General features: G+C 71.0%; 21 protein-coding genes. 13 read left to right on the top strand and 8 right to left on the bottom strand.

All coding sequences use genetic code 11. From position 1 onward, the window contains the following. Nucleotides 1–157: 157 nt before the first annotated feature. The 5 genes from FYX01_RS11375 to FYX01_RS11395 all read left to right on the top strand — a co-directional run bounded on the left by FYX01_RS11375 (nucleotide 158) and on the right by FYX01_RS11395 (nucleotide 3959). On the top strand, nucleotides 158–583 hold the full coding sequence (locus FYX01_RS11375; protein WP_150240378.1) for a YciI family protein: 426 nt from the start codon (nucleotides 158–160) through the stop codon (nucleotides 581–583). Nucleotides 584–773: 190 nt separating this feature from the next. Continuing rightward, nucleotides 774–1292: a hypothetical protein gene (locus FYX01_RS27240; RefSeq protein WP_449406781.1), complete on the top strand. Its 519-nt coding sequence runs from the start codon at nucleotides 774–776 to the stop codon at nucleotides 1290–1292. Nucleotides 1293–1388: 96 nt separating this feature from the next. After that, entirely contained in the window at nucleotides 1389–2126 is a 738-nt protein-coding gene (locus FYX01_RS11385) for an ABC transporter ATP-binding protein (RefSeq protein WP_150240380.1), read from the top strand. Next, the gene (locus tag FYX01_RS11390) at nucleotides 2123–2890 is read left to right on the top strand and encodes an ABC transporter permease (RefSeq protein ID WP_150240382.1); all 768 of its coding nucleotides are present in this window, start codon (nucleotides 2123–2125) and stop codon (nucleotides 2888–2890) included. The genes FYX01_RS11385 and FYX01_RS11390 overlap by 4 nt, the downstream gene beginning before the upstream one ends. 85 nt (nucleotides 2891–2975) lie before the next feature. Then, nucleotides 2976–3959, top strand: coding sequence for an NAD-dependent epimerase/dehydratase family protein (locus tag FYX01_RS11395; RefSeq protein ID WP_150240384.1), 984 nt, complete (start codon nucleotides 2976–2978; stop codon nucleotides 3957–3959). 232 nt (nucleotides 3960–4191) lie between these two features. On the opposite strand, the gene clpB is transcribed toward FYX01_RS11395, so the two are convergent. From clpB to dnaK, 5 genes are all read right to left on the bottom strand, one after another. Beyond that, nucleotides 4192–6804 carry an ATP-dependent chaperone ClpB gene (gene clpB, locus FYX01_RS11400; RefSeq protein WP_150240386.1) on the bottom strand — a complete coding sequence of 871 codons (2613 nt, stop codon included), beginning with the start codon at nucleotides 6802–6804 and terminating at the stop codon, nucleotides 4192–4194. Between the two features lie 86 nt (nucleotides 6805–6890). Then, nucleotides 6891–7418 (bottom strand): heat shock protein transcriptional repressor HspR, encoded by a 528-nt coding sequence (locus FYX01_RS11405; protein WP_150240389.1) that lies wholly within the window; start codon nucleotides 7416–7418, stop codon nucleotides 6891–6893. After that, a complete protein-coding gene (dnaJ, locus tag FYX01_RS11410; RefSeq protein WP_150240391.1) occupies nucleotides 7415–8578 on the bottom strand; it encodes a molecular chaperone DnaJ in 1164 nt (387 codons plus the stop codon). Before dnaJ ends, FYX01_RS11405 begins: the two co-directional genes overlap by 4 nt. 220 nt (nucleotides 8579–8798) lie before the next feature. Continuing rightward, on the bottom strand, nucleotides 8799–9521 hold the full coding sequence (grpE, locus tag FYX01_RS11420; protein ID WP_150240393.1) for a nucleotide exchange factor GrpE: 723 nt from the start codon (nucleotides 9519–9521) through the stop codon (nucleotides 8799–8801). A gap of 35 nt (nucleotides 9522–9556) precedes the next feature. Beyond that, nucleotides 9557–11407, bottom strand: a complete 1851-nt coding sequence (gene dnaK, locus FYX01_RS11425) for a molecular chaperone DnaK (protein WP_150240395.1) — start codon at nucleotides 11405–11407, stop codon at nucleotides 9557–9559. A 530-nt stretch (nucleotides 11408–11937) separates the two neighbouring features. On the opposite strand from dnaK, the gene FYX01_RS11430 reads away from it, so the two are divergent. The 4 genes from FYX01_RS11430 (at nucleotide 11938) to FYX01_RS11445 (ending at nucleotide 17729) form a co-directional block, all read left to right on the top strand. Then, a complete protein-coding gene (locus FYX01_RS11430; protein WP_150240397.1) occupies nucleotides 11938–14145 on the top strand; it encodes a (Fe-S)-binding protein in 2208 nt (735 codons plus the stop codon). A 334-nt stretch (nucleotides 14146–14479) separates the two neighbouring features. Further along, on the top strand, nucleotides 14480–15478 hold the full coding sequence (locus FYX01_RS11435; RefSeq protein WP_150240399.1) for an ABC transporter ATP-binding protein: 999 nt from the start codon (nucleotides 14480–14482) through the stop codon (nucleotides 15476–15478). 50 nt (nucleotides 15479–15528) lie between these two features. Continuing rightward, nucleotides 15529–16368: an ABC transporter permease gene (locus FYX01_RS11440; RefSeq protein WP_150240400.1), complete on the top strand. Its 840-nt coding sequence runs from the start codon at nucleotides 15529–15531 to the stop codon at nucleotides 16366–16368. A gap of 170 nt (nucleotides 16369–16538) precedes the next feature. Further along, entirely contained in the window at nucleotides 16539–17729 is a 1191-nt protein-coding gene (locus tag FYX01_RS11445; protein ID WP_150240402.1) for a sensor histidine kinase, read from the top strand. Nucleotides 17730–17738: 9 nt separating this feature from the next. On the opposite strand, the gene FYX01_RS11450 is transcribed toward FYX01_RS11445, so the two are convergent. Beyond that, entirely contained in the window at nucleotides 17739–18191 is a 453-nt protein-coding gene (locus FYX01_RS11450) for a hypothetical protein (RefSeq protein ID WP_150240404.1), read from the bottom strand. 225 nt (nucleotides 18192–18416) lie between these two features. After that, on the bottom strand, nucleotides 18417–18977 hold the full coding sequence (locus FYX01_RS11455; RefSeq protein WP_150240406.1) for a gamma carbonic anhydrase family protein: 561 nt from the start codon (nucleotides 18975–18977) through the stop codon (nucleotides 18417–18419). Between the two features lie 397 nt (nucleotides 18978–19374). On the opposite strand from FYX01_RS11455, the gene FYX01_RS11460 reads away from it, so the two are divergent. From FYX01_RS11460 to FYX01_RS11475, 4 genes are all read left to right on the top strand, one after another. Continuing rightward, a complete protein-coding gene (locus FYX01_RS11460; RefSeq protein WP_150240749.1) occupies nucleotides 19375–20703 on the top strand; it encodes an ATP synthase F0 subunit B in 1329 nt (442 codons plus the stop codon). Nucleotides 20704–20890: 187 nt separating this feature from the next. Continuing rightward, nucleotides 20891–21340, top strand: a complete 450-nt coding sequence (locus tag FYX01_RS11465) for a GNAT family N-acetyltransferase (protein ID WP_150240409.1) — start codon at nucleotides 20891–20893, stop codon at nucleotides 21338–21340. Between the two features lie 176 nt (nucleotides 21341–21516). After that, complete coding sequence (locus FYX01_RS11470) at nucleotides 21517–22155, top strand: TetR/AcrR family transcriptional regulator (protein ID WP_150240411.1); 639 nt, start codon at nucleotides 21517–21519, stop codon at nucleotides 22153–22155. A gap of 181 nt (nucleotides 22156–22336) precedes the next feature. Continuing rightward, on the top strand, nucleotides 22337–22993 hold the full coding sequence (locus tag FYX01_RS11475) for an SAM-dependent methyltransferase (protein WP_150240413.1): 657 nt from the start codon (nucleotides 22337–22339) through the stop codon (nucleotides 22991–22993). A gap of 53 nt (nucleotides 22994–23046) precedes the next feature. Here FYX01_RS11475 and FYX01_RS11480 read toward each other — a convergent pair whose 3' ends face one another. After that, a complete protein-coding gene (locus tag FYX01_RS11480; RefSeq protein WP_150240415.1) occupies nucleotides 23047–23427 on the bottom strand; it encodes a RidA family protein in 381 nt (126 codons plus the stop codon). Nucleotides 23428–23615: the final 188 nt, after the last annotated feature.

Raw genomic sequence — 23615 nt, forward strand, 5'->3', positions numbered from 1 at the left:
TCACGTGTCCGCTGGTCAGCGCCTCTTCCGGAGGCGTGGTGGCGGCCCGGAGGGAAAAACCCGGGAAAAGGAGGTGGCGATCCGGCGCGGGGCCGTTCGCCGGGTAGGTGAGAGCGGGGGAGGGAAGCCTCCAACACCGTACGAGAGGAGACACGTCATGCGCTACCTGATGTCGATCATGTCCACTTCGGAGGCCGAGGCGGCCGGCTACGAGCCCGGGCCGGAGGTCTTCGATGCGATGGCGGCCTACAACGAGGCGATGGTCGAGGCCGGGGTCCTGCTCGCGGGGGACGGCCTGGCCCCCTCCTCCGAGGCGACCCGGGTCACCTTCGGCAACGGCAGGGCGAGCGTGACCGACGGCCCCTTCCCGGAGGCCAAGGAGTTCATCGCCGGGTACTGGGTCCTCCAGGTGTCCTCGCACGAGGAGGCCGTGGAGTGGGCCAAGCGCTGTCCGCACGACACCGAGACGAACCTGGTGCTGCGGCGCATCCTCGGCACCGAGGACTTCGGCGACGAGATGCCCGAGCACCTGAAGGAGCGCGAGCGCGAGCTGCGCGCCGAGGGGTACGCGCACGGGAGCTGACCGTGCCCGCGCCGGTGCGGCCCGCGGTGCTCTGACCAGGCCGCGGGCCGCACCGGCGCCACGCGCGGTCGGCGGGCCCCACCACCGTTCTCTCCCAGATGGACTCCGCGTGCAGGAGGATAATTCGTGTGCGGATTGTGGCTCCGGATTCCGGCCATGGTTCGACGCGGTCCTGGAGGCCGTCTACCTGGTGCTCAACGAGGGGTGCACGGCCACGTCGGGCGCCGGCTGGATGCGTCCGGAGCTGCGCGGGGAGGCCATGCGCCTGGGCAGGGTGCTCGCCGGGCCTTACCCGTCACCGGCGAGGGACACGGGGCCGCCGGTGGCGGGGCTGAACCGGGCCGTGGCGGTGTCGGGCGCTCCCTGCCCGACGGTCGTGCGCGCGACTGCGGCACCGACACGTGATCTGGCCGCATGTGGTCATTTTCCGAGGGGCGGGTGGCTTTTCCCGACGCCTTTCACGGGATTCGCCGCGGACCTCCCCCCGGGGCGGCACATCGAAAGACGTGTGCCGATGTTCCGAAGGATGTGCCGGTCACGATACGGGCCCTTTCCCGTTCGGCGGCGCCGCCGAACGGTGGGCCCCGCACCTGCGCGAACTGGTGGCATAACCGCTGAACGCGGCGGTCCGCAACCAACGAAAGTCATGTGTGCCGACGGTCGGGTCCCGGCCCTCCGGGCGCCGGGGGCGCCGCCGCATCCTTGTTAGCCTCCTTTCGGGCGTCGGAGACGGAAGGGCCGTTCGAGGAAACGGACGTTCCCGTCCGGCGGTTCGCCCTGTTATTCCCCTAGGAAAGCGTAGGCAATGTCAGCGATCGAGATAAGGGACGTATCGAAGGCGTTCCGCGGCCACCAGGCGGTCGACCGGGTCTCCTTCACGGTGGAGCCGGGCACGGTCACCGGTTTCCTGGGCCCCAACGGCGCGGGTAAGACCACCACCCTGCGGTGCCTGCTCGGTCTGGTCCGGCCGGACAGCGGTGAGGGGCTGGTCAACGGCCGCTCCTACACGAGCCTGCCCAATCCGCTGACCGAGGTCGGCGCGGTGCTGGAGGCCACCAACCTGCACCCGGGCCGCAGCGGCCGCAACCACCTGCGCGTCATGTGCGACGCCGCGGGCCTGCCGGGCTCCCGGGCCGAGGAGGTGCTCGCCGAGGTCGGGATCGCCGAGGCGGGGGACAAGCGGGTCGGCGGCTACTCGATGGGCATGCGCCAGCGCCTGTCCCTGGCCGGGGCGCTCCTGGGCGACCCCGGGGTGCTGATCCTGGACGAGCCCGCCAACGGACTGGACCCGGAGGGCATCGAGTGGCTGCGCAGGTTCCTGCGCCGCCAGGCTCACGAGAAGGGCGTGGCGGTCCTCGTGTCCAGCCACGTCCTGGCCGAGGTCGAGCAGACCGTCGACAACGTCGTCATCATCGCCAAGGGACGGCTGGTCCACCAGGGAACCCTCAGCGAGGTCACCGGCGACGGTGAGAGCCTGCACGACGCCTTCCTCCGCCTCACCTCCGCGGGGACGGCCTCCCACCCGGTTGGAGACTCCAAGTGATCGCGCTCGTCAAGTCCGAACTCCGCAAGGTCCTCACCACCCGGCTGTGGTGGATCCTGCTCCTGGCCTCGCTGGCCTGGGTGGCCCTGTCGCTGGGCATCGTGGTCTTCGCCTCGGGGATGGAGGGCGCTCTCAGCCGCGACAGCACCGAGTACGCCGGGTCCGTCTGGCCCATGGGGGCCTCCGGAACCCTGTTCGCCATGGTCATCGGCATCATGATGGTGACGTCGGAGTACCAGCACCGCACGATCAACGTCACCTTCCTGGTCAGCCCCCGGCGCCTGCCCGTGGTCCTCGGCAAGGTCGTGGCCGCTGCCCTGGTCAGCCTGGTGTTCGGCCTGGTCGTCGTCGGGGCGTCCGCCCTCGCCGCGGGCGCCTCCATCCTGAGCGGGGGAGGAGCGCTGAACCTGGTCGACAACCAGGTGCCGCGCATCCTCGTCGGCTCCGTGGCCGCCTACGTCGTCTACGCCATGATCGGCGTGGGGCTCGGCGCCCTGATCCGCAACCAGGTCGCCGCGCTGGTGGTCAGCGTCCTGTGGGTGTTCATGCTGGAGCCGATCCTGGTCGTCATCCCCCAGCTCCAGGACATCGGCAAGTGGATGCCCGGCGGCGCGGTCTCCGCGCTCTACGACACGGGGATCGACTACGGCTTCGGCGTCGCGGACCTGCTCCCGGTGTGGGGCGCCGCACTGGTCCTGGTGGGCTACGCCGCCGTGGCGATCGCGCTGGCCTCGATCACCACGCTCCGCCGCGACGTGGTCTGAGGGCCGCGCGCCCCGCCCTCCGCGCGGTTCTGCCCTGAGCAGGAAACCCTGGCGCGCCGGTCCGCGGGACGGCAGACTGCCCGCCATGAGAATCCTGGTTCTGGGCGGCACCGAGTTCGTGGGACGAGCCGTCGTGGAGGACGCGCTCGCCAGGGACTGGGACGTCACCGTCTTCCACCGCGGCAGGCACGCCCCGCCCCCCGGCGCCACCGTGCTCCACGGGGACCGCACCGAGGAGGGCGGGCTCGGCGCCCTGGCGTCGGGTCGGTGGGACGCCGTCGTCGACACCTGGTCGGGCGCCCCGTCGGCGGTGGCCGACACCGCGCGGCTGCTCGCCGACCGGGTCGGGCACTACGCCTACGTCTCCAGCCGGTCCGTCCACACATCCCCCGCCAGGGCGGGGCTGGACGAGGACGGACCGGTCGTGGACGCCTCTCCCGAGGACGACGGCACCGACTACGCGCGGGCCAAGCGGGGCGGCGAGCTGGCCGCCGGGTCCGCCTTCGGCGACCGTGCGCTGTTCGTGCGTGCCGGTCTCATCCTCGGCCCGTACGAGAACATCGGCCGCCTGCCCTGGTGGCTGGAGCGCGTCGCCCGGGGCGGTCCGGTCCTGGCGCCCGGCCCGCGCGACCTGCCGTTGCAGTACGTGGACGCGCGCGACCTGGCCGCCTGGACCCTCGACGCGGCCGGGAAGGGGCTGGGCGGCCCCTTCAACCTGGTGAGTCCGCCCGGACACACCACCACCGGAGAGCTGCTGGAGGCCTGCGTGGCGGCCACCGGTTCCGAGGCCGAACTGCGCTGGACCGACCCCCGGACCATCCTCGACGCGGGGATCCAGCCGTGGACCGAGCTGCCGATCTGGCTGCCGCCGGGCGAAGCGCACGAGACCCTGCACCAGGGGGACGTCTCCAGGGCGCTCGCCACCGGGCTGCGCTGCCGTCCCGTGGCCGAGACCGTCGCCGACACCTGGGCGTGGCTGAAGACCCTGGAGGGCGGCGCGCCCCGGCGCCCCGACCGCCCCCGGGTCGGTCTGTCACCGGAGGCGGAGTCCCGCCTGCTCGGCGCCTGACCCGGCCCGCTCCCCGCGCCGTCATCTTGTACTCATGGCTCATGTGGAGCGGGTGGTTCCTCGTGTCTGTCGCGACGGACACGTGACCCCGAGGCGTCGAACCCCGCGAGCAGTGCGAGACCACCGGGGTCCGGGACCCTCCCGTCACACCGGCCCCGAACACGGAGAGGGGCCGCACCCTCGGGGGCGGCCCCTCGCGCCCGTGTCCGCTCCAGGCTCCGGGGTGTCCGGGTCAGAGCGCCGGTGCGCTCGCCTCCCGCTTGGTCACCCGGAGCTTGTCCGCGGCGTCGTCCACGTCCACCACCACGGTGTCGCCCTCGGAGAGCTCTCCCGCCAGCAGCTCGCGGGCCAGCGGGTCGCCGATCGCGGACTGCACCAGGCGGCGCAGCGGACGCGCGCCGTAGCTCGGGTCGTAGCCCGTCAGCGCCAGCCACTCGCGGGCGCCCAGCGTCACCTCCAGACCCAGCTGCCGGTCCGCCAGGCGCCCGGACAGCTTGTCGATCTGCAGGTCCACGATCCGCGTCAGGTCCTCGGTGGACAGCGTGTCGAACATGATCACGTCGTCCAGCCGGTTGAGGAACTCCGGCTTGAACGTCGCGCGCACCACGTCCATCACGCGGTCCCGGCGTACCGACTCCTCCAGGGACTGGTCCACCAGGAACGGCGATCCCAGGTTGGAGGTGAGGATGAGGATGGTGTTGCGAAAGTCCACCTGGCGGCCCTGGCCGTCGGTCAGCCGACCGTCGTCCAGCACCTGCAGCAGGGTGTCGAACACCTCCAGGTGCGCCTTCTCCACCTCGTCCAGCAGCACCACCGTGTACGGGCGGCGGCGCACCGCCTCGGTCAGCTGGCCGCCCTCCTCGTACCCCACGTAGCCGGGGGGCGCACCGACCAGGCGCGACACCGAGTGCTTCTCGGAGTACTCGCTCATGTCGACGCGCACGATCGCGCGCTCGTCGTCGAACAGGAACTCCGCCAGCGCCTTGGCCAGCTCGGTCTTGCCCACGCCCGTGGGACCCAGGAAGAGGAACGAACCCGTGGGCCGGTCCGGATCGGAGATACCCGCACGGGCCCGCCGCACCGCGTCCGACACCGCCGCCACGGCGTCCTTCTGGCCGATGAGCCGCCTGCCCAGCTCGTCCTCCATGCGCAGCAGCTTGGAGGTCTCGCCCTCCATCAGCCGCCCCACCGGGATGCCGGTCCACGACGAGACCACGTCCGCGACCTCGTCGGCGCCCACCTCGTCCTTGACCATGGTGTCGCCGCCCTGGTCGGCGGCGTTCTCCTCGGCCTTGGAAGCCTCCTCGATCTGCTTCTCCAGCTGCGGGATGTCCCCGTACATCAGCCGGGACGCCTCGCCGAAGTCGCCCTCGCGCTGGGCCAGCTCCGCCCGCGTGCGCAGGTCGTCCAGCTGCCCCTTGAGCTCACCGACCCGGTTGAGCCCGGCCTTCTCCTGCTCCCACCGGGCCACGAGCCCGGTGAGCTGCTCCTGGCGGTCGGCCAGGTCCGCGCGCAACCGCTCCAGCCTCTGGCGGCTGGCCGGGTCCGACTCCTTGTCGAGCGCCATCTCCTCCATCTTCAGGCGGTCGACGATGCGCTGCAGCTCGTCGATCTCCACCGGGCTGGAGTCGATCTCCATGCGCAGCCGGGAGGCAGCCTCGTCGATGAGGTCGATCGCCTTGTCCGGCAGGAACCGCGCGGTGATGTACCGGTCGGACAGGGTCGCGGCGGCCACCAGCGCCGAGTCGGCGATCTGCACCTTGTGGTGCGCCTCGTAGCGCCCCTTGAGCCCGCGCAGGATCGCGACCGTGTCCGCGGCCGACGGCTCGCCCACCATGACCTGCTGGAACCGGCGCTCCAGGGCGGCGTCCCTCTCGATCCGCTCCCGGTACTCGTCCATCGTGGTCGCGCCCACCATGCGCAGCTCGCCGCGCGCCAGCATGGGCTTGAGCATGTTGCCCGCGTCCATGGCGCCCTCGGCGGCACCGGCGCCCACCATGGTGTGCAGCTCGTCGATGAACGTGATGACCTGGCCCTCGGACTCCTTGATCTCCGAGAGCACCGCCTTGAGCCGCTCCTCGAACTCGCCCCGGTACTTGGCGCCCGCCACCATCGCGGACAGGTCCAGGCTCACCAGGCGCTTGCCCAGCAGCGACTGCGGCACGTCGCCGGCCACGATCCGCTGGGCCAGGCCCTCCACGACCGCGGTCTTGCCCACGCCCGGCTCGCCGATGAGCACGGGGTTGTTCTTGGTCCGGCGGCTGAGTACCTGGATGACCCGCCGGATCTCGCCGTCGCGGCCGATCACGGGGTCCACCTTGCCCTCGCGGGCCCGCTCGGTGAGGTCCACCCCGTACTTCTCCAGGGCCTGGTAGGTGTCCTCGGGGTTCTCGGAGGTGACCCGGCCCGAGCCGCGTACCCGCTCGAACCCCTCCAGGAGCGCCTCCGGGGCCGCCCCGGCCTCGGTGAGCAGCCGGGCCGCCTCACCGCCGTCGGCGGCCAGCCCCACCAGCAGGTGCTCGGTGGAGACGTACTCGTCCTCCATCTGCTGGGCGCGCTGCGCCGCCGTGTTGATGGAGACGATCAGCTGGCGCGATGAGCTCGGCGAGCTGACCGTGGAGCCCGCCACCTTGGGCAGCGCCCCGACGGCCGCCTCGACCTTGTCCCTGAGCGCGTCCGGGTTGGCGCCGACCTCCTTGAGCAGGGGCCGGGTGATGCCCCCCGCCTGGTCCAGCAGCGCCGACAGCAGGTGTACGGGCTCCGTCTGAGGGCTTCCGTCGGTGGTGGCCCGCCGGATCGCCACAGACAGGGCTTCCTGGCTCTTCTGGGTGAGTTTGTAGTTCATGCCCGGTGACCCCTTTCGCAAGTAGTGTCACGGGGAGTGATGATCCGTGGCCGTCCACGCCCCCGTGCCGCCGTGGCGGAGCTCCGTCAGTCCTGCTCGTCCTCGGTACGGCCGGGGCCGCCCATTCCCGGACCGTCCGTTCCGGAGCCGTCCGCCCTGGGACGCCCGTCGCGGGACTCGTCGGTGTTTCCCGGATCGGCGGTGTTGAAGATCGTCACGCGGGTGCGGCGCACCAGTTCGCCCCGTACCCCCGCACCGCCCTCGGGCCGCGCCGGGCGGCCCCGCCGGGTCACGGCCCGCCGCGCCGCCTCAAGTTCGTTGGCCAGGTGGAACACCTGCTCGCGCAGCTGTTCCACCTCGTGTTCCAGTTCCAGGATCCGCTTGATCCCGGCGAGGTTGACGCCCTCCTCCTGGGACAGCCGCTGCACCTGGCGCAGCGTCTGCACGTCGCGCATGGAGTAGCGGCGCCCGCGGCCGGACGCGCGGCCGGGCGAGACGATCCCCAGTCGGTCGTACTGCCGCAGGGTCTGGGGGTGCATCCCCGCCAGCTCGGCGGCCACCGAGATCACGTAGACCGGAGCGTCAGCGCCGAAGGAGTCGTTCACTTCATTCACACACCCTTCGCCCGCGCCTCAAGGCCGTCGCGCGGGTCGTAGTCGGAGGTCGCGGCGCGGAACTTCTCCAGTGCCTCGCGCGCGTCACCGTTGAGTGTTCTCGGCACAGCCACCTCGATCGTGACGAGCATGTCACCCGAGGTGCCGTCCTTGCGGGTCGCGCCCTTGCCGCGTACCCGGAGCTTGTGTCCGTTCTGTGTGCCCGGCGGGATCTTCACCGTCACCGGGAACCCCTGGAGGGTCGGGATGCGCACCTCGGCGCCCAGCGCGGCCTCGGGGAAGGTCACGGGCACGGTGATCGTCACGTTGTCGCCGCTCCTGCCGAACACCGGGTGCTCCTTCACGTGGACGACGACGTAGAGGTCGCCCGCCGGCCCGCCGTTCTCACCCGGCGCCCCCTTGCCCCTGATACGGATCCGCTGCCCGTCGGACACGCCGCCGGGGATGCGGGTCTGGATGGTACGGGTGCTCTTGCCGCGCCCGCTGCCGCTGCAGGTGGGGCAGGGATCGTCCACGACCAGCCCGCGGCCCCTGCACTCGCTGCACGGCTCGGACAGCGAGAAGCCGCCCAGGTTGGTGTTCTCGTGCCCGGTGCCGGAGCACTTCGGGCACATCCGCGGGGCGGTCCCCGACTTGGCCCCGGTGCCCCTGCAGGTGGGGCACGGTGCTTCGCTGGACAGCTTGAAGGAGCGCGTGGCCCCCTCGGCCGCCTCGCGGAAGGTCAGTGTCGTCTCGGTCTCGACGTCGGCGCCGCGCCTGCTGCGGGCTCCGGCGCCGCCGCGCCCGCGGCCGCCGAACAGCCCGCCGAAGAGGTCGCTCAGACGCTCACCGCCGGGAGCCCCACCGGTACCGGGCCCCTGTCCGAACAGGTCGCCCATGTCGAACCCGCCGGGGCCGGTGCCGCCGCCGGGCCGGTAGGACCCGCCGAACAGCGAGCGCGCCTCGTCGTACTCCTTGCGGCGCTTGTCGTCCGACAGGACGTTGTACGCCTCGGAGATCTCCTTGAAGCGGTCCGCCGCGTTCGGGTCGTCGGTGTTCGCGTCGGGGTGGTTCTCCCGGGCCAGCTTGCGGTAGGACTGCTTGATCTCGTCCTTCGAGGCGGTCTTTGAGACTCCGAGGACCTTGTAGTAGTCCTTCTCCAGGTAGTCCTTGGTGCTCATCGACTGGTGCCTTCTCCCGCTGGTGCCGGTTGCGTCCGATGCTTCCACGTGACCCCGGGCCGCGTCGGTCCGGGGTCCGTCTCCGGCCGCGGGGGCGGGGGGGGGGGGGGGGGGGGGGGGGGGGGGCGCGGGGGCGCGGGGGGGGGGGGGCGGGCCCCCCCCCCCCCCCGCCCCCCCCCCCCCCCCCCCCCCCGCGGCCGGAGGATCACGGGCGGACCCGTTACTTGTCGTCTTCCCCGCTGTCCGCGTCGGTGCCGGACGACTCGGCCGAAGCCTCGCCGCCGTCCTCCACCGGGTCCCCGACGACCACGCGGGCCGGACGGAGGACCCTCTCACCGATGCGGTACCCGGGCTGGAACACCTCGATCACGTTCTGGGTGGAGATGCCCGGAACCGGGACCAGGGTGAGCGCCTCGTGGAGGTTGGGGTCGAACTCGTCGCCCTGCTCCGCGTACCGCTCCAGGCCCAGCTTGGTGACCGTGGCCTCCAGGGCCTCGCCCACCGCCCTGAACCCGCCGTTGAGCTCGTCGTGCTCGCGGGCGCGTCCGATGTCGTCCAGGATCGGCAGGAGTTCGCTGACGACCTGGGCGGTGGCCATCTCGCGGACGGTCACGCGGTCGCGGTCGACGCGCTTGCGGTAGTTGGCGTACTCCGCCTGTACCCGCTTGAGGTCGTTGGTGAGTTCGACGACCCGCTCATCGGCGTTGATCGCGTCCGTCACCACCGACTCCGGAGTGTCCGGAACCTCGGGCGCGTCGTCCTCCAGGTCGGCCTCGACGACCTCCTCCTCGGCGACCTCCGGGATCTCCTCGGTGTCGTCGCCCTCGGTCTCGGGATCCCTGACCTCACCGGTCTCGGGGTCGATCCGGCGGTTGTCGCGGATCACCGGTCCCCGGCGCTCATCGCCGTCACCGGTGCCGTTCGTGTTCTCCGACGGAGTCATCTGCGACGTGTCTCCTTCCTCGGCTCGACCTCGGATCAGGACTGGTTGCCCTTGTCGTTTTCCTCGTCGACGATCTCGGCGTCCACGACGTCGCTGTCGTCGGTGGAGTCCGAGGCGCCCTGGCCCGCGTCGCCCTCGGCGCCGCCCTGCTCGCCCTGGCTGTAGATCGCCGAACCGATCTTCTGGCTGGCCAGCGCGACCTTCTCGCTGGCGGAGCGGATGGCCTCCACGTCGGTGCCCTCCATCGCGGTCTTCAGCTCCGCGATGGCCGACTCGGTCTCGGAGCGCACGTCGGCCGGGACCTTGTCCTCGTTGTCCTTGATGACCTTCTCGGTCTGGTAGACGAGGGACTCGGCGTTGTTGCGGACCTCGGCCTCCTCGCGGCGCTTGCGGTCCTCCTCCGCGTACTGCTCGGCCTCGCGGACCATCTTGTCGATGTCCTCCTTGGACATCGCCGAGCCGCCGGAGATGGTGACGGACTGCTCCTTGCCGGTGCCCAGGTCCTTCGCGGTGACGCTGACGATGCCGTTGGCGTCGATGTCGAAGGCGACCTCGATCTGCGGGACGCCGCGCGGCGCCGGGGGCAGGCCGGTCAGGTCGAAGACACCCAGCTTCTTGTTGTACTGGGCGATGTCGCGCTCGCCCTGGTACACCTGGATCTGCACGGACGGCTGGTTGTCCTCGGCCGTCGTGAAGATCTCCGAGCGCTTGGTCGGGATGGTCGTGTTGCGCTCGATGAGCTTGGTGAACACGCCGCCCTTGGTCTCGATGCCCAGCGACAGCGGGGTGACGTCCAGCAGCAGGACGTCCTTGACCTCGCCCTTGAGCACACCGGCCTGCAGCGAGGCACCGATGGCCACGACCTCGTCCGGGTTGACGCCCTTGTTGGGCTCCTTGCCGCCGGTCATCTCCTTGACCAGCTCGACGATGGCGGGCATACGGGTCGAGCCACCGACGAGGACCACGTGGTTGATGTCGCTGAGCTGGATCCCGGCGTCCTTGATGACCTGCTGGAACGGGGTCTTGGTCCGCTCGACCAGGTCGGAGGTCAGGCGCTGGAACTCGGCGCGGCTGAGCTTCTCGTCCAGGTGCAGCGGGCCCTCGGCCGAGGCCGTGATGTAGGGCAGGTTGATCGCCGACTCGCTGGAGCTGGAGAGCTCGATCTTGGTCTTCTCCGCGGCCTCGCGCAGGCGCTGGAGGGCCATCTTGTCCTTGGACAGGTCCACGCCGTTGGAGTTCTTGAAGCGCTCGACCAGCCAGTCGACGATGGCCTGGTCCCAGTCGTCGCCGCCCAGGTGGTTGTCGCCGTTGGTCGCCTTGACCTCCACGACGCCGTCGCCGACCTCCAGGAGGGAGACGTCGAAGGTGCCGCCACCGAGGTCGTAGACGAGGATCGTCGCCTCGCCCTCCTTCTCCAGGTGGTAGGCCAGCGCGGCCGAGGTCGGCTCGTTGATGATGCGCAGGACGTTGAGGCCCGCGATGGTGCCGGCCTCCTTGGTGGCCTGGCGCTGGGAGTCGCTGAAGTAGGCCGGGACGGTGATGACCGCGTCGGTCACGTCCTCGCCCAGGTAGGCCTCGGCGTCGCGCTTGAGCTTCTGGAGCACGAAGGCGCTGATCTGCTGGGGGTTGAAGGTCTTGTCGTCGATCTCCACCGACCAGTCGGTGCCGATGTGGCGCTTGACCGAGCGGATGGTGCGGTCGACGTTGGTGACGGCCTGCCGCTTGGCCACCTCGCCGACGAGCACCTCGCCGTTCTTGGCGAAGGCGACGACGGACGGGGTGGTGCGGGAACCCTCGGCGTTGGCGATGACCGTTGGCTCGCCGCCCTCCAGGACGGCGACACAGGAGTTCGTCGTACCGAGGTCGATTCCGACCGCACGTGCCATGGTTGCTTCCTCCGTCAAGATTGAGTCGTTTGGACGTAAGTTTGCTTCGTCGAGTGGCGGTTGTCAAATCAGTTGAGCCGCCCCGACTCAAGTCGAATCCTACGCCCTGACAACGGCTGACCCGGCCTGGATGTTCCCGGCCTGGGCGCTCTTGGGCGGAGGTGTGGGCGAATCCCGGGACAACTGGGGGAGATCCTTGACCTGGAGACCAGGGACTCTCAGGGATGTCCGAGGGGGTGCCCGGGGTGGTGCGGCGGGGCCGGCGTCCCCGGTTCCGGGGGGGCGGTGGCCGTTCCACTTCCGCGCGTGTCGCAACCTTGTATTGGGAGAAATCGGGAGGAGCCAGGAGGAACGGTGAAGTCACCGATACCCCCGTCGCGTCGTCCGGTGACCGCCGTCCGCTAGACATAGGACGTGTGGGGCGGTCGAGCCCTCCCGTGGCGGCCGCGCTATTACTCGTAAGTAACATAGACTTGGACCGCCGGTGTGTGGCGCACCGGACGACGAAGCAGGATGGGAGGCCACGGACGATGCTGTACCTGACACTGGGCATCATCACCTCGGTCTTCGCCGTGGTCGCGTTCACCATGTTCGCTCTGGGCATCCGCCAGATCGTGCGAACCGTGGGTGTGGGCCGTACGGCGGAGCCGGAGCGCAAGGGACCGCTCGGTCAGCGGCTCACCATGACGCTCATCGAGATCCTCGGACACGGGCGGATGCTCAAGCGGCCCTGGGTCGGCGTCGCCCACTGGTTCGTGATGGTCTCGTTCCCGCTGCTGGTCTTCACGGTCGTGGAGGCCCAGGGCGAGGTCTTCGACCCGCACTTCCACTTGCCGATCATCCACGACTGGGCCCTCTACGGCCTGGTCATCGAGGTCATCGCCGCGGCCAGCCTCGCGGGCATCGTCGGACTGACGGTCTACCGGCTGCTCAACGGCCCCAAGCGCATCGGCCGCCAGTCCCGGTTCACCAACTCCCGGCACTGGACCGCGTACTACGTCGAGGCCTACCTGTGGGCCCTGCTGATCTCGATCTTCGTGATCCGCGGCTTCAAGTCCGCCATGGGCGACTTCCCCTTCCCGGCCTGGGCCACGCCGATCTCCACCGCCCTCGGCACGGTCCTGCCCGGTGACCCCGCGATCGCCGAGCCCGCCATCGCCCTGGTCGCCGCGTTCAAGCTGGTCATCAGCTACCTGTTCTTCATCGTCATCGCCCGCGTGCTCACCATGGGCATCGGCTGGCACCGCTTCCTCGCGCCGTTCAACATCTTCTTCAAGCGCAACGCCGACGGATCCCCGTCCCTGGGCGCCGCCAAGCAGATGATGGACAAGTCCGGGACCAAGCCCCTCGACTTCGAGGAGGCCGACCCCGACGAGGACCCGTTCGGCGCGGGCAAGCTGGAGGACTTCACCTGGAAGGGCCTGCTGGACTTCAGCACCTGCACCGAGTGCGGACGCTGCCAGTCCCAGTGCCCGGCCTGGAACACCGGCAAGCCGCTCTCGCCCAAGAAGGTCATCCTCGACCTGCAGGCGCACGCCTACGAGAAGGCCCCGTACATGCTCCAGGGCATCACCGAGGAGACCCTCTCCGAGAAGCCCGACGAGAGCCACGCGGGCGTGGACGTGCTCGCCCTCCTCAACCGGCCGCTGGTCGGCACCGAGGAGGAGGGTGGCGTCATCCACCCCGACGAGCTGTGGGCCTGCACCAACTGCGGTGCCTGCGTCGAGCAGTGCCCGGTCGACATCGAGCACATCGACCACATCATCGACATGCGCCGCTACCAGGTGATGGTCGAGTCCAACTTCCCGTCCGAGGCCAACACGCTCCTGAAGAACCTGGAGAACAAGGCCAACCCGTGGGGCATGGCCGAGGACCGGCGCATGGACTGGATCCAGGAGCTCGCCGAGCAGGAGAACCCGGTCGAGGTCGAGGTCGTCGACGACAAGCTCTCGCCCGAGACCGAGTACCTGTTCTGGGTCGGCTGCGCCGGTGCCCTGGAGGACCGCGCCAAGAAGACCACCAAGGCCATCGCCGAGCTGCTGGACATGTCGGGCGTCAAGTTCGCCGTCCTGGGCGGCATGGAGGCCTGCACCGGCGACCCGGCGCGCCGCCTGGGCATGGAGTACGTCTTCCAGATGCTCGCCCAGCAGAACGTGGAGACGCTGAACGAGGCCGGTGTCACGAAGATCGTGGCCAGCTGCCCGCACTGCTTCAACACCCTCGCCAACGAGTACCCGCAGCTCGGCGGCACCTACGAGGTCGTCCACCACAGCCAGCTGCTGGCCAAGCTCGTGGAGGAGGGCAGGATCACGCCGGTCAACTCCGTGGACGAGAACATCACCTACCACGACCCCTGCTTCCTGGGCCGCCACAACAAGGTGTACACGCCGCCGCGCGACATCATGGCGCAGGTTCCCGGGGTCAAGACGCAGGAGATGCACCGTCACAAGGAGCGGGGCTTCTGCTGCGGCGCCGGCGGCGCGCGCATGTGGATGGAGGAGCGGATCGGCAAGCGCATCAACACCGAGCGTGTGGACGAGGCGCTGACCACCAACCCCGACACCGTCTCCACCGCCTGCCCGTTCTGCCAGGTCATGCTCGGTGACGCGATCAACGAGAAGAAGTCGCAGGGCGAGGCGAAGGAGTCGCTGGAGGTCGTGGACGTCTCCCAGCTGCTGCTGCGCTCGGTCCGGGAGGCTCCCGGGGAGAAGCCCGAGACCGCCGACGCCCAGAGCTGACGTCCGAGGGCCCCGGCCCTCCGACCCGAGCTCCTCCGAGGGGCCGGACGCCGACCGCGAGTCGGCGCCCGGCCCCTCGCGCGTTCCGGGGCGGCGCCTCCGCGCCGCTCCGGCGACACCGGTGGACGGAGGCCGTCCGGTGTCCGCCTCCGGGCGCTCGTCGGACGCCCAGCGCGCGGCCGCGGAGGCGGCCGTCGCCGCCGTCACCGTCGGGGGAGGGCGGGAGGCGCACCGCGGATGACATTTGTCAGTGCGCCCGCCGGGAGGTTCCACACGGGCAGCCTGTGACAACGGCGTCTGTCCGGCGGCCCCCGGCCCACGGGAGTCTGGACGCATGACGACGACAGCGAACACCGCGGCGGCCGGCCCCGGTCACCGGGACACCACCGGCCCGGCGGTGGTCGTCCGCGACCTCCGACAGCACTACGGCGACTTCGAGGCGGTCAAGGGGGTCTCCTTCGAGATCCACCCCGGCGAGCTCTTCGCCCTCCTCGGCACCAACGGCGCGGGCAAGACCACCACCATCGAGACCCTGGAGGGCTTCCGCCGCCCCAGCTCGGGCACCGTCCGGGTCTTCGGCCTCGACCCCCACGGCCAGCCCGTCGGGGTCCGTGAGCGCACCAACGCCGTCCTCCAGGGCAGCGGTCTGCTGGAGGACCTGAGCGTCGAAGAGACCATGGACCTCGCCCACGACCTCGCCGCCGGCCCCCGCGACACCGCGGAGGTCCTGGACATGGTGAACCTGGCCGACAAGCGCGAGGTCGCGGTCCGCCAGCTCTCCGGGGGGCAGAAGCGCCGCCTGGACCTGGCCCTGGCCCTGGTGACCCGGCCCGAGGTGCTGTACCTGGACGAGCCCACCACCGGTATGGACCCCGAGGCGCGGATCGAGACGTGGCGGGTCATCTCCGAGCTGAAGGGGGACGGGGTGGCGATCCTGCTCACCACCCACTACCTGGAGGAGGCCGAGCGGCTCGCCGACCGGCTGGCGATCATGCACCGCGGCGAGGTGAGGGTCGAGGGCACCCTGGCCGGCGTGCTGGCGGGCTGGGGTGACCGGGTGGGCTTCATGCTCCCCGAGAACGTACGTACCAGCGACCTGCCCGAACCGCCCGGCACCGAACTGGCCGTGGAGACCCGTGACCACGCCCTGTGGGCCACCTACACGGCCATGGGCGAGGACGTGGCCGACCGGGCGCACCACACGGTCGCGGCACTCATCGCCTGGGCCGCCGAACACGGGACCACGCTCAAGCACCTCCAGGTGCGCGGCGCCTCCCTGGAGGACGTCTTCCTCCGGGTCGCGGACGGCGCTTCGGACCTCGTCACGGACTGAGCGACCCCGCCCCGGCCTCCCGCCGTTCCCCACAGACTCCAGGAGCACACATGAGCACGACCACCGCCGCCCCGCGGCGCTCCCGACCCTCCATCGGCTGGCCGAGGCAGACCCTGCGCCTGACCCGGACCGAGTTCACCCTGTTCGTGCGGTACAAGACCGCCTGGATGTTCCTGGCCCTGCCGCTCTTCCTGCTGGTCATCGCGATGGGCCTGCCCTCCGAGGACGTCTTCCCCGGGGTCAGCGGCAGCACGCTGTCGATGGCCGCGACGCTGGGCAGCATCGGTGTGATCGTGGGCATCGGGCACGCGTCGAACGTGTTCACCGCACGGCGGGAGTCGCTGGTGCTCAAGCGGTTGAGGGTGAGCGGCGTACCCCAGGTGGCCATCTTCGGTGCCCTCACCGGGGTCGTGGTGCTGTTCTCGGTGCTGGTCGCCGCGCTGATGGCCGCCCTGATCCTCGCGGTCTCCGGCGTGCTGCCCCGGGATCCGCTGATGCTGTTGGTGGCCGTGGTGCTGAGCGCGCTGTCGATGACGCTGGTCGGACTGCTGATCACGCCGACCGTGCGCAACGCCGAGGCCGCGCAGATGGCGGCGATGGTGCCGATGATGATCCTGCTGTTCGCGAGCGGCGTGTTCCTGCCGATGGACCTCCTGCCGGACACCGCGCGCCAGGTGGTGCAGCTGCTCCCGGCCACACCGAGCAGTGACATGGCGCAGGCCGCCTACAGCGGGTACGACGTGTTCGGCGGCTACGCCGACGCCGAGGAGCCCGGCTACCTCGGCCTGTGGACCGCGGCCCTGCCCTCCGTCGGGATCATGCTCGCCTGGATCGCCGTGCTGGGGCTGCTGGTGCGCCGGTACTTCAGGTGGGACCCCCGCCAGCCCTGAGGGATGGCGGTACCGGGGCGCCGGGGAGGCCGGGGACGGACGGCCTCCCCGGCACGGCACACTGGGTCCGTCCACAGGCGTGGACACGAGGGCCGGGAGGGGGCCGGCCCGGGGGGCCGATCGCACCGGCCCGGTCAGGAACCGTCCCCCGCCCACGAGGAGACACCGCGTTGACAGAGCACGGGCCACCGCTGGCCGAGGACGTCCGGAACGACCGCAAGCTCCGTGTCGCCAGGCTCATCATCCTGGGATCGCTATCGTTCCTGCTCGTCGTGCTGCTCCTCCTCCCGCTGATGGAAGCGACCATGGGCGAGGAGGGCTTCTCCCTGTGGCGCCCCCTCGTCGCCGAAGCCGTCGCGATCCCGCTCAGCGTCGCGCTCGTGCTGCTCATGCGGAGCAGGATCGACGGACGGCGGAACCCCGACCCCTGGCTCTACTGGGGTTCGGTCGTGCTGGCCGTCATCGGTGCCGCCGCCCTCCAGAACCCCCTCACCTCCATGTTCTTCCTGGCCGCCTGGTGGGGGCTCGGGGTCTTCATGGCGCCCCGCAGGATCGGAGCCGCGGTCACCCTGGGGCTGCTGGTGGCGCCCTGGCTGTTCATTCCGTTCAGCCCCATGGACATCAATCCCCTCGCCTATCTGGCGGTGTGGACCACCGCGATCGTCTGGTCGCTCATCCTGGCCGCGGGCTCCCTCGCCTCACTCTGGCTGTGGGACATCACCAACGACGCGGTCCGGGGCCAGGCGGCACGCGCCCAGCTCGCGGTCACCGAGGAGCGCCTGCGCTTCGCCCGGGACATGCACGACCTGCTCGGCCACAGCCTGTCGGCCCTGGCGGTCAAGGCCGAGCTGGCGGGCAGGCTGGCCGAACGCGCGCCGGACCGGGCCGCCGCGGAGATGACCGAGGTGCACGAACTCGCCCGCAAGGCGCTCCAGCAGGTGCGCACGGCGGTGAGCGGCTACCGGGAGGTCGACCTCGCGGGCGAGGTGGACGCGGTGGGCTCCGTCCTGGCCGCCAACGGCACCCGGGTCTCCGTCACCGGACTGGACGGCCTGGCGCTGTCCCCGGAACGGGCGTCGCTGGCCGCGTGGGTGGTCCGGGAGGGCGTGACCAACGTGCTGCGGCACAGTGACGCCACCGAGTGCCAGATCGTCTTCACGCCGGCCAGGGACACCGCGGTGGGCCGGGTCCTGGTGGTGGAGGTGTCCAACGACCAGGCGCGCGGGGACGGGGCCCCGGAGGAGTCCTCCGGGAACGGACTGGCGGGATTGTCCGAGCGCGTCTCGATGAGCGGAGGCACCCTGTCGGCGGCGCACACCGGGGACGGCGGTTTCCTGCTCCGGGCCGTGGTCCCCCTCTGAGGCCTCCGGTCAGGACGGCCAGGGGGCGAGGGGGAGGCCGGACGGGGCCCACACCGTGAGGGGCCCGTCGAACGGCAGCGGGAGCATGTCGGTGAACGGTGTCGCCTCCGGCAGGACACGCGTCTCCGGGAACAGCTGCCCGGTGGCGGGGAGCACGCGCGCCTCGGGCTCCTCCTCGCACGGCTCGGGCGGCCGTGTGACCGGACTCCGGTCCCGGACGCGCGGAGGAGGCCCGGTCGGTCCCGCCGCGCCCGTCCGGGGGACCGGTACCGCGTCGGCGCTTCCGGCTCCGCCATCCGGGGCCGAGACCCCGAGTACACGGTCGATCTCGGTGGGGGTGAGCCGGTGGTCGGCGTCGGCCACGGCGATGAGCACCTCGGCGTACAGCTCGATCTCGTCCAGCGCGACGTGGTCGTGGAGGGTGGCCTGGTTGCACGGACGCGGTTCCGTGCCGTGTCCCACGTGTGCTCACCTCCCGGCGACGACGGTGCCGCGGAAAGGGTGCGCCGGTAGCCCCGGACGGGGCTGACGTGGGTCCCGGGCGCGACGAAACCGGTCCCACACGGCATGGATCCTCAGGCTACGCGTGCGCGTGGGACCCGCGCATGACCCGTGAGGACCAGAGGAGGAGTCACCCGTGTTAGCCAGAAGCGTCCGGTGCGGTGCTTTCGGGCCACGGTGTCGCCCCTACTCCTCCCAGTCGACGTCCTGGTGCTGGACGGCGAGCGCCGCGTAGTGGGTCGGCGTGTGCTGCAGCACGAGCCGGTCGTCGTCGTTCAACTCGCGGATCACCTTGCCGGGCACGCCCGCCCACAGGGTGTCCGGCGGGACGGTCTTGCCGGGCGGGACGAGGGAGCCCGCCGCGACCAGCGCGCCCCGGCCCACGCGGGCACCGCCCAGGACGATCGCGCCGATGCCGATGAGCGCGCCCTCCTCCACGACCGCGCCGTGCACCATCGCCTTGTGGCCCAGGCTCACGTCGTCGTGCAGGACGGCGGGCTCCCCGGGGTCGGAGTGCAGACCGCACTGGTCCTGGATGTTGACCCTGTCCCCGACGACGACGTCCTCGGTGTCGGCGCGCAGCACCGACCCGTACCAGACGCTGCTCCGGGCGCCCAGGCGCACCCGGCCGACCACGACCGCGCCGGGCGCGATCCACGCGGTGGGGTGGACCTCCGGCCGCCCGAAGCCGGCGCCGCCCACACGCGGCCCCGCGGCCCCGCTCCCCGTCTCCTTCGCACTGCCCATCCCGTGGTCCTCCCTGCGTCTCGTGCCGCCGTGTCCGTTCTCCCCCGTGAGGGGCCGGATCAGCGGGAAGTTGACCGCTCTGCCCCCGTACGGGGATGATCGCGCATACCTTAGTAAGAACGTGACCAGGGTCCGCACGGCGGTGTACCGGTCGGGAATCTTGACGCGGCCGCGCCGCGCGTGTCTACCTTGGTCGTCTGGACGGTGTCCACGACGTGACGCTCCGCCCTCGACCGGATCCCCATGCGGCCGAGCCGGCGCGGAAAAAGGACACTATCGGGCGGATGTCGCTAACAGGACCCGATAGGTGTCCTTGTGACAATGGGTACGGGTCAACTCTCACCTTCTGCGACGCGCAGTCAAACGGTGTAAGGAACATGAAAGGCACATGAGCGATATGTTGCCGGGCGGCGGACTGCAGCAAGACAGGTTTCCGACGGTGCGCAAGGGCGGCTACGACAAGGCGCACGTCGACGATTACTACGTACGGATGGACAACCAGTTCAAGAGCCTCCGCGAGCGTCTGCAGCGGTTGGACGACGAGCTGGAGCAGTACAAGCGCGATCTCGCCATCGCCCGCGAGAAGGCCCAGGTCAAGCCTGAGCACGAACAGATCAGCGAGCGCATGGCCGAGATCCTGCGGATCGCCGAGGAGGAGGCCAAGGAGCGCCGCTCCAGGGTCGAGTCCGAGGTGAAGGAGATCGAGAAGAAGGCCCAGGAGGAGATCGCCAAGCACCGCAGGGACGCCGAGCAGCACGCGGAGCGGGTCATCTCCTCCGCTCGCTCGGAGGCCAACGAGCTGGTCGACAGCGCCAAGAAGGAGGCCGACCAGCTCCGAGGCCAGGCCAAGCAGGAGGGCGAGCGCCGTCTGAGCGAGGCCGAGGCGCGCGCGAAGAAGATCCACGACACGGCGGACCGCAGGCTCGCCACGCTCACCGCCACGCACTCCGAGGCGCTGCGCCGTCTCAAGGACATGCACTCGACCCTGGCCGACCTGGTCGCGGCCGAGGACGAGGCGGGCGTGCTGGAAGCCGGCCTCACCCGCGAGGGATCGGCCTCCGAGCCGGCTCAGGAGGGCAAGCAGGGCGGCCCGGCGAGGTCCGACCAGGGCAAGCCGGCCCAGAACAAGCCCGCCCAGGCGGCCCGGCCCGTTTCCGGAAAGCCGGAGGAGACCGGGGCGAAGGCCCAGGAGCGCGGCACCGAGGGCTCACGTCCCGAGTCCGGTCGAGCGGACTCGGCCCACCCCGAGGCGGCCAAGCCCGCTCAGGCGGCCAAGCCGGAGCAGGAGCGCAAGGGGGAGTCGGACGAGGCGACCACCAAGCTGCCTCCGCTCCAGCAGGAGTCGGACGAGGCGACCGTGCGCATCAAGCCGGTGGCCAAGCAGGAGCAGGACGGACAGGACTCCCCGAAGGCCGGGCGGACCCCGTCCGGGGAGGACAAGCAGGGTGCTCAGGCCGAGCCCCGTCCTCCGCAGGGGGCCCGCTTCAACGCTCCCTCGCCGGAGGGCTCCCAGGGACCGCGGCAGGGGCAGGCCGGTCCGCAGCAGAGCCACTCGGGCCCGCAGGCTCCCGGGGGCGACCCGGGCATCACCGGTGTCTACCGGCATCCGGAGTCCGGGCAGAACCAGCAGTCCGGTTCGGGTCAGCAGTCCGGGCAGAACCAGCGGTCCGGTCCGAACCAGCCCCCCAAGAGCGACGAGGGCGTGCGGATCATCCGCAAGCCGTAGGGAGAGCCTGACCCGACCCGCGCCGCCCATGTGCCGTGCTCCGCGACGGCGGGGAACCGGTACGCCGGCCCCCGCGCGGAACGGTTCTCCGGGGGTGGGGACGTCGTCCCCGCCCCCTGGTGTTTTGTGGTCGGTTGTAGGGCGGCGTCCGCCTTGTCGCAGGCTGTCGGCTACGATGCCGTCAGCCATGATTATCCGCGCGGCCATCAGGTCCGACCTCGGTGCGATTCTGCGTCTGCTCAGGGAACTCGGCGACGCCACCCACGCGCAGAGCGCTCACGTCCGCATGTCCTCCGCGGCCGTGCGCGCCTGGACGAGGATGGAGAACGACCCGGACCGCACGATCCTCGTCGCCGAGCAGCGCGGGCAGATCATCGGCACCCTGGGCCTTCTGGTGGTGGCCAACCTGACCCACGACGCCAAGCCCTGGGCGGTGGTGGACAACCTCGTGGTCGACCCCCTGACCCGGGGCCGGGGCGTCGGCCGGGCCCTGATGGAGGACGCGCTGGACCGCGCGACGCAGGTCGGGTGCTACAAGGTGGAACTCCTGCCGCACGAGAGCAGGGACGGCGCCCACCGGTTCTACGCCTCGCTGGGCTTCGACAGGTCCGCCGAGGGCTTTCGCCGCTACCTCTGACCGGACCCCGGTTCCGGGCCTCCGGCACCACGTGAACGCGGTCACACCCGAGCGCAAGTAAACGCTGTTGACCTGTCAAATCGATATCTCTCCCCACGTTTTGGTATGCGCGAGGTCTTCGAAGGTGCCAACCTGGAGGACCGCAAGCCAGATCGTAGCCGCCGAGGGGTGTGTAGATGGACCATCCGGAGGAAACCGGAGGTGGCGCCGGGCCGACGCGGGGTCGGGAGGCCACGAGGGCCCGCATCCTCGCCAGCGCCAAGGAGCTGTTCACCAACGAGGGGTACGGCTCGGTGTCGTCGAGGATGATCGCCTCGCACGCGGGGGTCAACGTCGCGCTGATCAACCGCTACTTCGGGGCCAAGCGCGGACTGCTCACCGAACTCCTCCGGGAGGACGGCGTCTTCCCCGGGCTGATCGAGGGTGATCCCGCCACCCTCACGCGGCGCCTGGCCGAGCACGCGGTGAGCCGCCTGCACGGCGAGGGCACCGCGCTCCAGCGCGCCCTGGACGACTCCGCGGGCGACCCCGACCTGCAGGCGGTCTACCAGGGGCGGATCACCAGCGCGATGATCGACCCCCTGACGGTCTACCTGGGCGCGGACAGCGCACGGGCGCACGCGTCCCTGATGGCCGCGGTGATACTGGGACTGACCCGGGTGCGGCTGGTCGAGGGGGCGACGGCGCTGCGCGCCCTGGACCGTGAGCTGCTCACGAACCGGCTCCAGGCCCTGCTCGACCTGTGCCTGGAGGACTTCGGCGCGTCGGAGGAACCAGGGGAGCCGCGGGATGCGAACGGGCCCGGGAAAAGCTGAGACCCGTGACCGTTTCCCGGGTCTCGTGTTGCCCGTGGTTTCCGCGCGGCTCACCGTGCGCCGCCGACGGAAGAAGCGGCGGGCCTCCGCCGGGAGCGCGCGGACACGCCCTTGCCACTACGGCAAAGGACCTCGCGCACCGTGTGGCCCGCGGGGAGAGTGGGGCGCGGAGGTGGTGGACATGACCCGGGAACACCCGACGAACCCCTCGCTCGAGGACATGGGCGAGGACTTCTGGAACGAGCGCTACCGCTCGGAGAAGCGGATCTGGAGCGCGAACCCCAACCGCCATCTGGTGGCCGAGGCCGCGGACCTGGCGCCCGGCCGGGCGCTGGACGTGGGCGGCGGCGAGGGCGCCGACGCGATCTGGCTGGCCGAGCGCGGCTGGCGGGTGACCGCGGTCGACATCTCGGCCGTGGCGCTGGAGAAGGGCGGGGCCCACGCACGCGAACGCGGCGAGGACGTGGCCGGGCGGATCACGTGGACGCGGGCGGACGTGACCGCGTGGACCCCGCCCGAGGGCGAGTTCGACCTGGTGACGTCGCAGTTCATGCATCTGGGGCCGGGGGAGCGCGCGCGGCTCTTCCCGGCGCTGGCCTCGGCGGTCGCGCCCGGGGGCGAGCTCCTGGTCGTCGCGCACCACCCCCGGGACCTGGAGGAGGGCGTGCCGCGCCCGCCGATCCCCGAGATGTTCTACACGGGCGACGAGGTGGTGGCGGCCCTGCCGGAGGGGGAGTGGACCGTGCTGGTCGACGAAGCGCGCCCCGGAACGGCCACCATGGACGGGGAGACCCACACCGTGCACGACCTGGTGGTCCGCGCCCGCCGGCACGCCTGACCGCACCCGCGGGGACGGTCGGCCTTCCGGCCGCCCCCGCCCGGGCGGGGGCGTCAGTCGCGGAGCTTGGCCACCACGTCGATCTCCACCAGGATGTTCGCCAGGTCCGATCCCACGGTGGTGCGCACGGGGTAGGGGGCCGTGAAGTACTCCTCGTACACGGCGTTGAACTCGGGGAAGTCCGCCTTGAGGTTCTCCAGGTGGACGGTCGCCTTCACGACGTCGTCCAGGGTCAGGCCGTGCTCGGCGAGCACGGCGGAGACGTTGGCCAGCACCTGGGCGGTCTGCTCGCCCACGGTCGGTGCCACCCGGCCGGTTCCGGGATCCTGCGGACCGAAGCCCGCGGTGTACAGGAACCCGCCCGCGACGACTCCCTGGCTGTACGCTCCGGCCGGGGCGGGGGCGTTGTCGGTGCGGATCGCCTTCTTGGACATCCGTGGACTCCTTCGCTGGGGGCGTGGTCTCGTAGGGTGTCGCGTGCATGTGCACGCGCCGGTGCCCACGCCTGTGTGAGGCGGTCGCGGGCGCATCTATTGGCAACAAAGTTATCAATTGCCTTTCCGACAGCGTATCTTGGGCCACACCGACACGCCGGCGGCGGCGCGCCGTCACCGGCGGCGAT

Origin of the sequence: Nocardiopsis quinghaiensis (genome assembly GCF_008638365.1) — a bacterium.
GTDB classification, from domain to species: Bacteria; Actinomycetota; Actinomycetes; order Streptosporangiales; family Streptosporangiaceae; genus Nocardiopsis; species Nocardiopsis quinghaiensis.